Annotated in this window: 8 protein-coding genes and 1 pseudogene; 8 read left to right on the top strand and 1 reads right to left on the bottom strand. The window is 65.9% G+C overall.

The features are described from left to right. Positions 1 to 249, bottom strand: a complete 249-nt coding sequence (locus ACFWBU_RS08560; RefSeq protein ID WP_378528029.1) for a hypothetical protein — start codon at positions 247 to 249, stop codon at positions 1 to 3. Between the two features lie 622 nt (positions 250 to 871). Between ACFWBU_RS08560 and ACFWBU_RS08565 the strand changes: the two genes are divergently transcribed. The 8 genes and pseudogenes from ACFWBU_RS08565 to ACFWBU_RS08600 all read left to right on the top strand — a co-directional run. Then, positions 872 to 1,378, top strand: a complete 507-nt coding sequence (locus tag ACFWBU_RS08565; protein ID WP_378528030.1) for a DUF4429 domain-containing protein — start codon at positions 872 to 874, stop codon at positions 1,376 to 1,378. Beyond that, positions 1,279 to 1,617 (top strand): hypothetical protein, encoded by a 339-nt coding sequence (locus tag ACFWBU_RS08570; protein WP_378528036.1) that lies wholly within the window; start codon positions 1,279 to 1,281, stop codon positions 1,615 to 1,617. The genes ACFWBU_RS08565 and ACFWBU_RS08570 overlap by 100 nt, the downstream gene beginning before the upstream one ends. Before the next feature lie 149 nt (positions 1,618 to 1,766). Continuing rightward, a pseudogene (locus ACFWBU_RS08575) lies at positions 1,767 to 2,367 on the top strand (MFS transporter); the annotation flags it as partial. Between the two features lie 43 nt (positions 2,368 to 2,410). Beyond that, positions 2,411 to 4,078, top strand: a complete 1,668-nt coding sequence (locus ACFWBU_RS08580; RefSeq protein WP_378528031.1) for an AMP-binding protein — start codon at positions 2,411 to 2,413, stop codon at positions 4,076 to 4,078. Between the two features lie 146 nt (positions 4,079 to 4,224). Beyond that, complete coding sequence (locus ACFWBU_RS08585; RefSeq protein WP_169619561.1) at positions 4,225 to 4,494, top strand: GlsB/YeaQ/YmgE family stress response membrane protein; 270 nt, start codon at positions 4,225 to 4,227, stop codon at positions 4,492 to 4,494. A gap of 76 nt (positions 4,495 to 4,570) precedes the next feature. Further along, positions 4,571 to 6,526 carry an acetoacetate--CoA ligase gene (locus tag ACFWBU_RS08590; protein WP_378528032.1) on the top strand — a complete coding sequence of 652 codons (1,956 nt, stop codon included), beginning with the start codon at positions 4,571 to 4,573 and terminating at the stop codon, positions 6,524 to 6,526. Positions 6,527 to 6,590: 64 nt separating this feature from the next. Further along, entirely contained in the window at positions 6,591 to 6,941 is a 351-nt protein-coding gene (locus ACFWBU_RS08595) for a hypothetical protein (protein ID WP_169619563.1), read from the top strand. A gap of 287 nt (positions 6,942 to 7,228) precedes the next feature. After that, the coding region (locus tag ACFWBU_RS08600) for an amino acid adenylation domain-containing protein (protein WP_378528033.1) at positions 7,229 to 15,036 on the top strand (7,808 nt) is incomplete at its 3' end.

The raw sequence follows: 15,036 nt of genomic DNA on the forward strand, positions 1-15,036 counted from the left end.
TCAGATTCCGAAGAACAGTGCGACGAGACCGAAAGTGGACCCCGCGACACCGCAGTACAGGAAGAAGTTCACACCGTCGCGGCTCGACCTGTTCTTGTGCATGAGACCGGCGATGCCGAGGCAGATGATTCCCACGATGAGCAGGAGCCACCAGAATGCGTCGAGGTTCCCGACCATCTCGCGCACGAAGGCAGGGGGACCGTCGTTCGCAGTGACGCCGGCCTGGGCGTAGAGGTAGAGCATGTTCACGGGTGTTCGCCCCTTTTGGTGGCTCGGAGGTGTATGCGTCGGCACTGTGCCATAGGGCACCGACTCCGAAGCTCAGGAGTCGATCGCAGCCTGAGATACCTACGGGGAGGAGATCGCCGATCTCGTCCGCGATTTCCTCCCCGGAATCTGTAAGACACCCAAAGCGGCAACGTGTCGACCGTCCGGCCGGCCTGTGGCAACCATGAGCGCCCCGACCGAATCGCACGCAAGCGGGTCGGCGCGCAGCCGTCTCACCGTCGCTTCCGAAGAAGAATCACCCAGGCGACCCGCGACTCTCATCCAGTCACACGCGTCCGGCCGCGACCGCTCCCAGAATTCGGGTTCACCTCGAGGACTGACCACCACCAACCACGATGCCCCACACCGATCGGTGCGGGGCATCCCCCTATCTCCACTCACCACAGCCCAGACCAGCGACCCCCGGCGCGCGCGCATTGCCGGCATCGGGGCATCGAGCCCCTTCGCCCGACCCTCCCGCAGGTCGGCCGCGGGACAACGCCGCCGTACCGGGCCGACCGCACCGGCCGGGTAACGATCTGCGGCGCTTGGACCATCTCTCGTCGACGACCTCCCGTACAACAACGCCCGCGATTGGATCCGCTTGTCTGTCTACACATATGCCGGTGCAGGGTCCACAGTCTCGTTTGATGAGGCTGCGGGAACCATCACGTTCAAGCACACTCACTGGCGCCAACCCCGCAGGAAGCGCGCAGTGTCACCCTGGACGGTGCCGGTCGGAGCGGTCGAAGGTGTGTCATGGCGAGAAGGAACCGCCACCAAACCCGCGGAAATGCGGCTCCTTCTGCGGGGCCGCGTCGGACACAACAAAGACGGCCGTGCGGACTTCAACTTCATCTCCGGCCCGGAGAAGATCGGTCCACTGGTAGAAGCCATCAACGCTGCAATCCAAGGCGCCGAACCGGTCCTAGGCTTCGGAAGTGAACTAACGCCAGCGCGACGCCCCGCACCCCCGCAGTTTCCGTCAACGTCCCCCAAGACGGTCCACGTGTGCCCACCAAGGCAGCCTTCGCCGGGATGGTCTTGGAAGGCAAAGTTCTGCGATACGCCGGAGAGGTGTACCGGGTGGCCGGCGTTCACGTCTCCGTAGACCTCGGAGGAACCCACAGCCGCACGACAGCTACACGGGTGGTGCTCGGAACCGCGATCAATGCAGGCTCCGGAACGCTCATCGGCGCTATGGCGAAGAAGCAGACCGGCTACGTCTACTTGACCGTCGAGTTTCCCAACGGCGGCCAGATCGTCCTGGAATCGAAAGCAAACTACGAGATTCTTGCGCGTGATTTCGCCGCAGCAGTGAACTCCGCGAGCAGAGCAGCGGCTCGCTAGCGCAACGCCGCACGGGGCGGTTTCAGCCAGGGGCACCGCGAAGGGCAGCGGACGAGGTCACCGCGAACAAGACCGCCGCAGCACCAGACACGTCCCATGCGGCAGTCCGTCAGAGAATGTCCGGCTGTTCGGCGAAACAGATGCTGGCCCTTCCCTTCTTTGAAGTGCTGCGCTTCCAGTCCCGGGAAGTACTGCTCGCCGCCGGAGCGCTGGCCATCATGTTCGCGTTCTTCTACATGGGCACCGCCTACCTCACCAGTTACGCAACCACCACCCTCGGCTTCGACCGGCCCTTCGTGCTCGTCGTGGGAATCTCGTCGTCGCTCGTGTTCGGTGCCGCGATCGTGCTCTCTGCCCTGTATTTCCGACCGCGTGGGACGCCGACGGGTCATCATGGTCTCGTGCGGATTCTCCGTCGTGTGGGCACTGGCGTTGTTCCCGTTGCTCGACACCGGGTCGCCGGTCACATTCGTGATCGGCATGATGGTCACGCTCGCGATCTTCGGGATCGCCTACGGTCCGTGCGATGCCTTGCTGCCCGAGATGTTCGCAACGCGCTACCGGTACACGGGGGCCGGTCTCGGGTACAACCTCGCCGGCGTTCTCGGCGGAGCGATTCCCCCGCTGCTCGCAGCACCTCTTGCTGCCTCGTTCGGCAGCGTCGCGATCGGAGTCATGCTCGCGACGCTCGGTCTGCTGAGCCTGGTCTGCACCGCAAGGCTCTTCGAAACGCGGCACCGGGCTCTCTGAGCCTGTCGCGGCCTGTCGATCTCGAACTACGAAGGAGAACACGATGTCCGGCACCACCGCCGACCGCCTGCCGAGCTATTCCCAGGGCGCCTGGGATGTTCCGCTTATCGGCGACACCATCGGCGACAACCTCGACCGCACCGCCGCCCGATTCGGTGACCGTGAGGCGCTCGTCGACCTCGCCGCGGGGAAACGTTGGAACTACACCGAATTCGTAGCGGATGTCGACGCAGTCGCTGTCGGCATGCTCCGGTCGGGCATCGCGAAGGGCGACCGGGTGGGGATCTGGGCCCCGAACTGCTGGGAATGGGTCCTCGTCCAGTACGCGACCGCGAAGATCGGCGCGATTCTCGTCAATATCAATCCCGCGTACCGTTCGCACGAATTGCAGTACGTCCTCGAGCAGGCAGGCGTCCGGATGCTGTTGTCCGCGTCCGCATTCAAAACATCCGACTATGCGCAGATGATCGAGACCGTACAGGCGAACTGCCCCGACCTCGAGGATGTCGTTCTGCTCGGCTCCCCGCGGTGGGAAGACCTCGTCGAGGTGGGACGGGCCGCACTCGCCGACGACCGCCGGGTGCTCACCGAGGCGCAGTCTCTGCTCTCTCCCGACGATGCCATCAACATCCAGTACACCTCGGGGACCACTGGGTTCCCCAAAGGCGCCACGCTCAGTCACCACAATGTGCTCAACAACGGGTTCTTCGTCGGCGAACTCTGCCACTACACGGAACTGGATCGGGTATGTATCCCCGTTCCGCTCTACCACTGTTTCGGTATGACGATGGGCAATCTCGCGTGCACGAGTCACGGCGCGACAATTGTGCTGCCGTCCCCGGCGTTCGATCCCGCGGCCACGCTCACCGCAGTGGCGGAGGAGCAATGCACCTCGCTCTACGGGGTGCCGACCATGTTCATCGCCGCGTTGGCGGAGCCCGATTTCGCACGGTACGACCTGGCGAGCCTGCGCACCGGAATCATGGCGGGCTCGCCGTGTCCCGTCGAGGTGATGAAACAGGTCATCGATCGGATGGGGATGAACGAGGTGTCGATCTGCTACGGCATGACCGAAACTTCGCCGGTGTCGACGCAGACCCGCAGCGACGACAGCATCGAGCGGCGTGTGGCCACGGTCGGCCGGGTGGGTCCTCACCTCGAGGTGAAGATCGTCGATCCCGGAACAGGTCTGACGGTCCCGCGCGGCGTGCCGGGCGAACTGTGCACCCGCGGATATTCGGTGATGCTGGGGTACTGGGACCAGCCGGAGAAGACGGCCGAGGCGATCGACGTGGCCCGGTGGATGCACACCGGGGACATCGGAGTCATGGACGAGGACGGCTACGTGTCCATCACCGGCCGCATCAAGGACATGGTGATCCGCGGGGGAGAGAACATCTACCCCCGCGAGATCGAAGAGTTCCTCTACACCCACCCAGACATTCTCGACGCTCAGGTGGTGGGGGTGCCCGACGTGAAATACGGGGAAGAACTCATGGCCTGGGTCCGGATGCGCGACGGCTCGGAGCGGCCCCTCGACGCGGCGAGCCTCAGGGCGTTCTGCGACGGGAAGCTCGCCCACTACAAGATCCCGCGCTATGTGCACGTGGTCGACGAGTTCCCGATGACGGTCACCGGCAAAGTGCGAAAGGTCGAGATGCGTGAACAGGCTCGGGCGATCATCGAGGCCACCGTGACCGAGCACAACTGACGGCCCTTCGGCACGCATGGGCGAGTAATTCGGCCGTACCCGCCCCGAACCGGTCACTTTCGTCGGTTTCAAGGCAGACACTGAAGGGGTAAAGAGTCGTCGACGATGCGCAGCCACCGGGCGGCGCCGCAGCAGAGGGGCTCACCATGGGACAAATCATCGGCACGATCATTTTCGGTGCGGTCATCGGGATCCTGGCCAGATTGGTGATCCCGGGCAAGCAGGCCATGGGCATGATCATCACGATCGTCATCGGCATCATCGGCGCGCTGATCGGCTACTGGCTGTGGGGCCTGATCTCCTCCGAGGGCAACGAGGACACCAGCGGCATCGACTGGATCCGGTGGATCATCAGCATCATCGTGGCCGTGGTCCTCACCCTGATCTACACCGGCGCTACCCGCGAGCGGCGGTAACCCGTGCTATGTGCCCCGCCCGGCCACACCGGACGGGGCCAGACGTCTCTCCGCCTCGGCCCGAAAGTGAGTTGCCGTGCAGCCGCAGTGGATTCCCCATGAGGCCGCCGTTGCGCGAGCGAACATCACGGAGTTTGCGCGGTTCGCCGAACGGCGTCACGGGCTGAACCTGCCCGATTACGGGTCGCTGTGGCGATGGTCGGTCGAGGCCCCGGGGGACTTCTGGAAAGCGGTGTGGGACCGGTTCGAGGTGGTGTCGCACACCGCCCCCGGGCCGCCTATCGCCGACACGGCCATGCCCGGTGCCGTGTGGTTTCCCGGTGCGCGGCTGAACCTCGTCGAGCACCTCTTCCGGGATCGGCCGCCGCTCGCGCCGGCCGTCGTCCACCTCGACGAGGCCGGGCACCGCAGCGAGATGACATGGTCGGAACTCCGCGGCCGGACAGCCGCGTTCGCCGCCACGCTCCGGGAGTACGGAGTCGGACCGGGGGACCGGGTCGTCGGCTACCTTCCCAACATCCCGGAGGCCGTCGTCGCCCTGCTTGCGACCGCGAGTATCGGGGCAGTCTGGGCCGCGTGCGGGCAGGACTACGCCGCTCCGGCTGCGCTCGACCGGCTCGGCCGACTCGAGCCGAAAGTCCTCGTCACCGCGACCGGATACGCCTACGCAGGCACGTGGCACGACCGGACGAACGAACTGACGTGGCTGCGCGACCGACTACCCGGTCTCGACCTGACAGTCGTCGTCCCCCGCGCGCCGGCCCGCGAGATTTCCCCACCCACCGCCACGTCCCCGTCGGTGCTGAACTGGAAAGAGGCAGCGCTCGAGGAGGGCGCAGCCCTCGACACCGTCGCGGTTCCCTTCGACCACCCACTGTGGGTCGTGTTCTCCTCCGGTACGACAGGACCGCCCAAGGGCATCGTCCACGGCCACGGCGGGGTACTGCTCGAGCATCTCAAAGCACTGTCACTCCACCTCGACCTCGGTCCGGCCGACCGCTACTTCTGGTACACGAGTCCGAGTTGGATGATGTGGAACTTCCTCGTCTCCGGACTTCTTGTGGGCGCGACCATCGTCTGTTACGACGGTGCCCCGTCGCATCCCGAGGTCGACCGGCTCTGGCGGATCGCCGCCGACGAACGGGTCACCGTGCTGGGCACGAGTCCTGCCTACGTAACAGCCTGCAGCAAGGCGGGCGTGGTGCCGCGGGCCGACCACGATCTCTCCGAGTTGCGCAGTGTGGGTGTCACCGGCTCGACCCTGCCCGTCACGGGGTCGCTGTGGCTGGCCGAGAATGTGGGCGCCGACGTGCAGGTCATGTCGATCTCCGGTGGTACCGACGTGGTGACGGCGTTCGTGGGCGCCGTGCCGACCGTGCCTGTGTGGCCGGGTGAGATCTCCGTCCCGTGCCTCGGCGTGGCAGTGGACGCGTACGACGAGCACGGCCGGTCCGTACGGGGCCGGGTCGGTGAACTCGTCGTCACCGCACCGATGCCGTCGATGCCCGTCCGATTCTGGGACGACCCGGACGGCAGCCGCTACCGCGATTCGTACTTCTCCGTCTATCCGGGGGTGTGGCGTCACGGGGACTGGATCACCGTGACAGACCGCGGCACGTTCGTCATGCACGGGCGCTCCGACTCCACCCTGAACCGTCAGGGAGTGCGGATGGGCAGCGCCGACATCTATCAGGTCGTGGAGTCACTCCCCGAGGTCACCGAAGCCCTCGTCCTCGGAATCGAGTATCCCGACGGTTCGTACCGGATGCCGTTGTTCGTCGTTCTCGCAGACGGCACCGAACTCGACGACAGGGTGACGGATCGGATCCGTTCCGCGATCCGCGTGCAACTGTCCCCGCGGCACGTGCCCGACGACATCGTCGCCGCACCGGGGATCCCGCACACCCGTACCGGGAAGAAACTCGAGGTGCCGCTCAAACGGATTCTGCAGGGGGCCGACCCGGCGAAGGTGATGGACCGCACCGCAATCGATGCGCCGGAACTGATCGATTGGTACTACGACCACCGCTGATGCACGCCACGTCTGAGTGTGGCCTAACTGGACTACCTGCGCCCGGAATGGTCGGATTGCCGGTATGGACATCGCAATCAAGATCTTTCTCATCCTGCACTTCATCGGTCTCGCCGGCATCATCGGCTCCTGGCTCACGGTGCTCAAGCAGCCGCGCGTCGTCGTCGGCATGCTGCACGGCGCGATCCTTCAGGTGGTGACCGGTATCGCGCTCGTGGGTCTCCGCGAAGCTCAGGACGTCGTCGAGGTGAACCACATGAAGATCGGCATCAAGCTGCTGATCGCCCTGGTCATTCTCGTCGTCGCGATCATCGGCCTGAAGAAGGAGAAGAAGAACCCGGGTTCGACCGCAGTTCTGGCGCACACGGCCGGCATCCTCGCCATCGTGAACGTGATCATCGCCGTGTCCTGGTGACCTTCGACGGCTCGTTCCCTCGGTGAGCCGGGGCCTGTGTCGGAACCCTGTAGATTGTTCCGGGTGTGTACGACATGGGCTCCGGTACCGACCGGTAAGTAAGCTGCTTCGGGCGCCTCGGCCCGTCAGGCGGGGGTCCGCTACTGCGTCCGGTCCTGCGGAATGTCTCACCGCCCGGCCACGCCGTAACGATCTCCCCCTGATGCGCAGATACCCCTAGAGGTTGCGTGCATGTTCGTGTCGGGAGTGCGGGCAACTGCCCGGTGGTGAGAGGAAGGTTGGGGGATTTGGACTCGCTCGGGAAAGGCGGATCGCAGGCGAAGAACGCAGGGGGCGCGGTACCGCCCGGAGCGTTCCCGCTCTCGCCTGCGCAGTTGGGCATGTGGTTCGCCCAGCACGTCGACCCGACAGTGCCCGCCAACATCGCTCAATACGTCGAGCTCGAGGGTGACCTCGACGTCGATCTCCTCCGCGAATCCAGTGCCCGCGCTGCGCTCGAAATGGGATCCGGGTTCCTCCGGTTCATCGAGGTCGGGGCACAGCCCTACCAACTCGTCGATCCCTCGCTCGAAGCGCCGCTCGGTTTCGTCGACCTGAGCGGTGTCGACGACCCCCGCCAGGCCGCGCTCGACTGGATGCGCGACGACCGCAGCCGTCCCGTCGATGTACTGCGCGACCGTCTCATCGCCGCAACCGTGCTCCGGATCGGCGAACGCCGCTACTTCTGGTACAACTGCGTGCACCATCTGGCACTCGACGGTTTCGCCGCCGCCACGTTCATGACCCGCATCGCCGAGTTGTACACGGCAGCGGTCGAGGGCGTGGAGCCGTCCCCGAACCGCGCGTCGGACCTGCACAAGGTCTACGACGTCGAGATGGAGTACCGCGGTTCGAAGCGATTCCTCGACGACCGTGAATACTGGGCCCGGCAGATCGACGGGATCGAGGAACCCACCAGCCTCTCCGGCCGGACCGCCGCGCCCGCGCCGGTCAGCCGCATCGACACCGCCGCGCTGTCCGAGGAGACCGAACGGCGAGTCGGTGAACTCGCCGAGCGCGAGGGCGCGAGCCTGGCCACCGCGGTCGTCGCTGCCTTCGCCGCGTATCTCGCACAGATGACCGGCCGGACCGACGTCGTGCTGAGCCTGCCCGTCGCGGCGCGCACCACGGCGGTGCTCCGACGCTCGGGCAGCATGGTCTCGAATGTGGTGCCGCTGCGCCTGAGCGTCACCGACGAGACGACCGTCCGCGATCTGATCGCCGCGTCGGGCGCGGCCGTCTCGGGTGCGCTGCGCCATCAGCGTTACCGGCACGAGGACATCGTGCGCGATCGTGACGCCGGATCCGCGGGGCAGGCGACGTTCTTCGGCCCGTGGGTCAACATCATGCTGTTCGACAACGAGGTCCGTCTCGGGGACATGGTGGGCGGAATCAATATTCTGTCCACCGGACTGATCGAGGATCTCGGTGTCAACATCTACCGCAGCGGTGGCGTCCATACGCACATCGACTTCGAGTCCAATCCCAATCTCTACGGTCCGGAGCAGTCCGGCGCCGACCATGCCCGCTTCATCGAGTTCTTCGACCGGTTCGTCGGATCGGATCCGGAACGGCCCGTGTGGAACATCCCCCTTGCGGGAGACGCCGAACTCGACAACGCGGTCACCGAGTGGAACCGCACCGACCATCCGGTCCGGCAACGTGATCTGCTCGCGCAGTTCCGCGAGCAGGCCGCAGCCACACCTGATGCCACAGCGCTCGTCTTCGAAGGCGAGTCACTGACCTACGGTGAATTCGCTTCCCGGGTCAACACTCTCGCGCGCGCACTGATCGATCTCGGTGTCGGACCCGAATCGCTTGTCGGACTGTGCATCCGGCGTTCGCTCGATCTCGTGGTCGGCATGTACGCGATCGTCGAAGCGGGTGGGGCCTGGGTGCCCATCGACCCCGACCATCCGTCCGACCGGACGGCATACATCCTCGACACGGCCAAGCCCGCGGCAGTACTGACCACCGCGCGCGACGACGTGGAACTGCCGGACGGCGTCACCGCGGTCGAGATCGACACCTTCGACTACTCGCGCGGCGACGCACGCCCGATCACCGACGCGGACCGGCACGGTCCGGTCCTGCCCGACACCACCGCGTACGTCATCTTCACCTCGGGGTCGACGGGCCGGCCCAAGGGCGTGGCCGTCAGCCATGTCGCCATCGACAACCAGATCCAGTGGATGAACGACCAATACGGGCTGTCGTCCGAGGATGTGTACCTGCAGAAGACCGCAACGACGTTCGACGTGTCGCTGTGGGGATTCTTCATGCCGCTGCGTGTCGGCGCGACCCTCGTGATCGCGACGCCCGACGGCCACCGTGACCCGGTGTACGTGGCGAACAAGATCGCCGAGCACCGCGTGACGATCACTGACTTCGTGCCGTCGATGCTCACCGTCTTCGTGGCCAACGCCGCCGACGGAAGTTGCGACTCCCTACGGCACGTCTTCGTCATCGGCGAGGCACTGCCGTCCGAGACCGCGGCCGAGTTCGCCCGGCTGTGTTCGGCGGGCCTGCACAACCTGTACGGACCCACCGAGGCGGCGGTGTCCATCACCTACCACCGCGCGGGCCCCGGCGACGTCCACAGTGTCCCGATCGGTGTTCCGCAGTGGAACAGTCGCGCGTACGTCCTCGACCGGCGTCTGCGTCCGGTTCCGGTCGGGCGGCCCGGCGAGCTCTACCTCGCGGGTGTTCAGCTCGCACGTGGCTACCTGGATCGTCCTGACCTGACCTCGGACCGCTTCCTTGCCGACCCGTTCGGCGGGCCGGGCGAGCGGATGTACCGCACGGGCGACCTCGTGCGCTGGGAAGCCGAGAGCGACGGCACCGGAATCCTCGAGTACATCGGCCGAACCGACTTCCAGGTCAAGTTCCGCGGTCAGCGCATCGAACTCGGTGAAATCGAGGCGGTGCTGCTCGCTCACCCCGCCGTCTCGCAGGCCGTTGTTCTCGTTGTCTCGACGCCGACCGGTGACCAGCTCGTGGGTTACCTGGTGGCCGCACCGGCGCAGACGATCGACACCTCCGATCTCGCAGACCATGCGGGTCGCTCGTTGCCGTCGTACATGGTGCCCGCATCGCTCATGGTGCTCGACGCGCTCCCGCTCAACACCAGCGGAAAGCTCGACCGGAAAGCCCTGCCCGAACCCGTATTCAGCAGCACCCGCACCTTCCGCGAGCCGTGCAGCCCGGCCGAGCGCGTGGTGGCAGCGGCCTTCGGCGAGGTACTCGGCGCCGAACGCGTGGGTCTCGACGACGACTTCTTCGAACTCGGCGGCAACTCGCTCGTCGCGACGCAGGTCGTCTCGCGCATCGGCGCGGCGCTCGACACCCAGGTTCCCGTCCGCGCGCTGTTCGAGGCATCGACCGTCGTGGGACTCGCCACACGTATCGCGAAGCAGGTCGGATCCGGTGCCCGAGCGCCGCTCACCGCAGCCACGCGACCAGATGTTCTGCCCCTTTCCACTGCACAGCAACGGATCTGGTTCCTCAATCGGTTCGATGTCACCACTGCGGCTTACAACCTGCCCTTCACCGTGCGGATGACAGGCGCGGTGGACCCTCATGTGGTGTCCGATGCGTTCTCGGACGTGGTGGCCCGGCACGAGAGCTTGCGCACCGTCTACCCCGAAGTGGACGGCGACCCCCATCAAGTGATCCTGCCGCTCGAGCAGGCCGTCTCGCCGCTCGAACCGGTCGATGTCGACGAGGACGGTCTACGGGCAGCGGTCGTCGAACTCGCTGGACGCGGTTTCGACGTTGCGATCGAGGTTCCGTTCCGAGTCGCGCTGTTCCGGCTCGCTCCCGACACCTATGTGCTCGCGATGGTGCTGCACCACATCGCAGCCGACGGATCCTCGTTCGGACCGTTCGCACAGGATGTCGTCGCCGCCTACACGGCGCGCGCGGAGGGACACGAACCGCGCTGGTCGCCCCTGCCGATCCAGTACGCCGACTACGCCCTGTGGCAACGACAGGCTCTCGGAAGCGAGTCCGATCCGGGTTCGGCTGCTGCGCAACAAATCTCTTTCTGGGTTCGGGAGCTCGACGGCCTCCCGGATCAGCTGGATCTGCCGGCGGACCGGATGCGCCCTGCCGTCGCAAGCTACCGCGGCGCCAAGCACCGATTCGAGATCGGCGCCGAGACACACCGTGGACTCGTCGAACTTGCTCGCGGACACAGCGCCTCGCTGTTCATGGTCGTCCACGCCGCATACGCGGTACTCCTTTCACGACTGAGCGGATCGAACGATATCGCCGTCGGCACCGCGGTCGCGGGACGCGGCGAAAAGGAGCTCGACGGCCTCATCGGCATGTTCGTGAACACGCTGGTGCTGCGCACGCGCGTCGATCCCGGACTCTCGTTCGGTGAATTCCTCGACGTGGTCCGTGAAATCGACCTGACCGCATTCTCGAACGCGGACGTGCCTTTCGAGCGTCTCGTCGAGGTGCTCAACCCGGCACGATCCACAGCGCGTCATCCGCTGTTCCAGGCGGCGTTGTCGCTCGAGCCCGGTTCAGCACGTGAGGTGTCCTTCGCCGGAGTCCACGCCGTCGGCACCGAACTGGAGATGCCGATCTCGAAGTTCGACATCCAGCTGTGGCTGACCGAAAAGACCGGCAGCGACGATGAACCCGCCGGCTTGGGTGCCACCTTCGAGTACGCGACGGATCTCTTCGACGCCGGAACGGTCGCCGTCTTCGCAGAACGTTTCGTGAGGATCCTCGACGGCATCGTCGCGGACACGTCGGCATGTGTGGGCGACCTGTCCATCCTCTCTCCCGGCGAAGCCGAGCTGCTGCTCACCACGACGGGTCCCGATGCGGGTGAACCGGCCACGCTCGTGGACCTGCTCACCGCGCGTGTCGCCGCCCACCCGGAGCGGACCGCCGTTCGCGACGGTGACATCGTCCTGACGTATCGCGACCTCGACGCGTGGTCGAGCTGGATCGCGCGTTATCTGATCGAGCGTGGCGTAGGGCCCGGAGACATTGTCGCGCTTGCCTTCCCTCGCTCGTGGGAGATGGTGCTCGGTGTGTGGTCCGTTGCGAAGACGGGAGCAGCCTACGTTCCGGTCGACCCGGAATACCCGGTCGACCGAGTGACCCACATGCTCGAGGACTCGTCGGCTCTGCTGGGCCTGACGACGGAGGAACACGCCGTCGGTCTGTCGCCCGCCGTCGAATGGGTTCGCTTCGACGACCCGGCATTCGTCGCCGCGTGCTTGGCGCACTCGGGCGCACCGGTCACCGACGAGGAGCGGTGTGCTCCGCTCCGGGTCGATCACCTCGCATACGTCATCTACACCTCCGGGTCCACCGGGCGTCCGAAGGGCGTCGCGGTAACCCACCGTGGCCTCGCAGGCCTCGTCCGCGACTGTGTCGACCTCTACGGGGTGACTTCCGAGTCTCGGATTCTGCAGATCTGTTCGCCGAGTTTCGACCCCTCGGTTCTCGACTTTGCGATGGCTGGTTACACCGGTGCCGAACTGGTGATCACTCCGCCGACGATCTACGGCGGAGTCGAACTGCGGGCGCTGATCCAGCAGACCGGTGTCACCCACGCGACCATCACGCCTGCGGTGCTGGGTTCCGTGGATCCCGCGGGCCTCGACTCGCTCCAGAGCCTGAACGTCGGTGGCGAGGCCTCCACGACGGAACTCGTGGCCCGGTGGGCGCCCGGCCGCCGATTCTTCAACGCTTACGGACCGACCGAGACCACGATCGTGTCGACCCGCGCTCTGCTCGATGCCTCGGGACCGATCACCATCGGCGGCCCGACAGCGGGCGTCCAGGCACTCGTGCTCGACGGCCGTCTTCGTCCGGTCCCCGCAGGAGTGTCGGGCGAGCTGTATCTCGCCGGCGACGCTCTGGCGCGGGGCTATCACCGACGTGCTGCGCTCACTTCGGATCGGTTCGTCGCGAACCCGTTCGGAGCGCCGGGTACCCGCATGTACCGGACCGGTGACGTGGTTCGCTGGGACGATCAGCGCCGCCTCGTGTTCGCCGGACGATCCGACTTTCAGGTCAAGGTCCGCGGATTCCGGATCGAACTGGGCGAGATCGACGTTGCCTTGCAGACGCATCCGCTCGTCGATTTCGCAACCACCGTGGGCCACGACATGCCGTCGGGACAGACCGCACTCGTGTCGTACGTGCACGGCGCTCCGGGTATCGACCCGTCTGCGTTGTCCGACCACGTGGCCCGGTCGTTGCCGTCGTACATGGTCCCCTCGCAGATCGTCGTCCTCGACGAGATCCCGCTGACGCCCGTCGGAAAGCTCGACCGCCGAGCACTGCCGGAGCCCGAACTCGGGATCAGCTATCGCGAATTCCGCGCGCCGACGACGCCCATCGAGGGAACCGTCGCTGCCGTCTTCGCCGAGGTGCTCGGCGTGCAACGTGTCGGACTCGACGACGACTTCTTCGAACTCGGCGGAAACTCGCTCCTCGCGACCCAGGTGGTGTCCCGACTGGGTGTGGCACTCGACGCGCAGGTTCCCGTGCGTGCACTGTTCGAATCGAGCACCGTCGCCGCCCTGGCAGTTCGCGTCGAGCAGGAGGCCGGGCGCGGTGCCCGTGCGGCACTGGCGAAAATGCCGCGGCCCGAGCGTGTTCCGTTGTCCCTGGCGCAACAGCGCATGTGGTTCCTCAACCGCTTCGATTCCCGCTCGGCGACATACAACCTCCCGATGGCGTTGCGGCTGACCGGAGCCCTCGACGTAGCGGCACTTCAGGTATCGATCATGGATGTGATCGACCGCCACGAGTCGCTGCGCACCGTCTTCCCCGATTCGCCGGAGGGACCCCACCAGGTCGTACGGGCGGCCGCGGAAGTCGTACCCAATCTGACCCCGCTCCGGATCGACCGGGACGAGTTGGCCGGCGCGATGCGGCGACTCGCGTCCACCGGTTTCGACGTCACCTCCGAGGTACCGATCCGCGCCGAACTCTACGAACTCGACCGCAACGAGCACATTCTTGCGCTCGTGGTCCACCACATTGCCGCAGACGGATGGTCCACCGGACCGATGGCACGCGACATCATGGTCGCGTACGCCGCACGCACCGAGTGGGAAGAACCCTCGTGGGCACCGCTTCCCGTTCAGTACGCCGACTACACCCTGTGGCAGCGGGAAGTCCTCGGCTCCGAGGACGATGCGCAGTCACTGATCTCCGGTCAGCTCGACTACTGGCGTCGCACGCTCGCCGACGTTCCCGACCAGTTGGATCTTCCGGTTGATCGTCCCCGCCAGGCGACGCAGTCGTTCGCCGGCGCGACCGTGGATTTCTCGATCGATCCGAGCCTGCATCGAGACCTCGTGGCATTCGCGCGCACGCGCAACGCGTCCCTGTTCATGGTCGTGCACGCGGCCTTGAGCATATTGCTGGCACGATTGTCCGGTCAGCGCGACATCACGATCGGTACGCCGGTGGCCGGACGTGGCGAGCAGTCGCTCGACGACCTCATCGGTATGTTCGTCAACACGCTGGTGCTCCGAACAGACGTCGATCCGGACGCACAGTTCACCGACCATCTCGCACGGGCACGCGAAGCAGCACTGGGTGCCTTCGGGCACGCGGATGTCCCCTTCGAGCGTCTGGTCGAGGTTCTCAACCCCACCCGGTCCACGGCACGGCACCCGCTGTTCCAGGTCATGCTCTCGTTCGAGAATCTAGGTGCAGCGCACGTCGAACTTCGCGGTCTGACCCTCGACCTGCTCGAAATCGACACCGCGGTCGCGAAGTTCGATCTGCAGTTGACGTTGTCGGAGGGATACGCCCAAGACGGTTCGCCGGACGGTCTCCGTGCGGAGTTCACGTATGCGACCGAGCTTTTCGATGCCGCAACGGTGGAGGGGTTTGCGGAGCGGTTCGTGCGGATCCTCGAGTCGGTGGTGTCCGATCCGTCGTTGCGGGTGGGGGATATCGATCTGCTGGGCGCTGATGAGCGTAGTGCGGTGCTCGAGCGGTGGAACGATACGGCGCGTCCGGTGCCGGATGGGACGTTGCTGGACCGGTTCGATGCGCAGGTCGCGTC

Source organism: Rhodococcus sp. NPDC060084 (assembly GCF_042730335.1).
Classification (GTDB): Bacteria; Actinomycetota; Actinomycetes; order Mycobacteriales; family Mycobacteriaceae; genus Rhodococcus.

Excerpts from the sequence above, each read along its gene's own strand:
- ACFWBU_RS08580 (WP_378528031.1), top strand. The coding sequence starts at position 2,411 with ATGTCCGGCACCACCGCCGACCGCCTGCCGAGCTATTCCCAGGGCGCC.
- ACFWBU_RS08585 (WP_169619561.1), top strand. The coding sequence starts at position 4,225 with ATGGGACAAATCATCGGCACGATCATTTTCGGTGCGGTCATCGGGATC.
- ACFWBU_RS08595 (WP_169619563.1), top strand. The coding sequence starts at position 6,591 with ATGGACATCGCAATCAAGATCTTTCTCATCCTGCACTTCATCGGTCTC.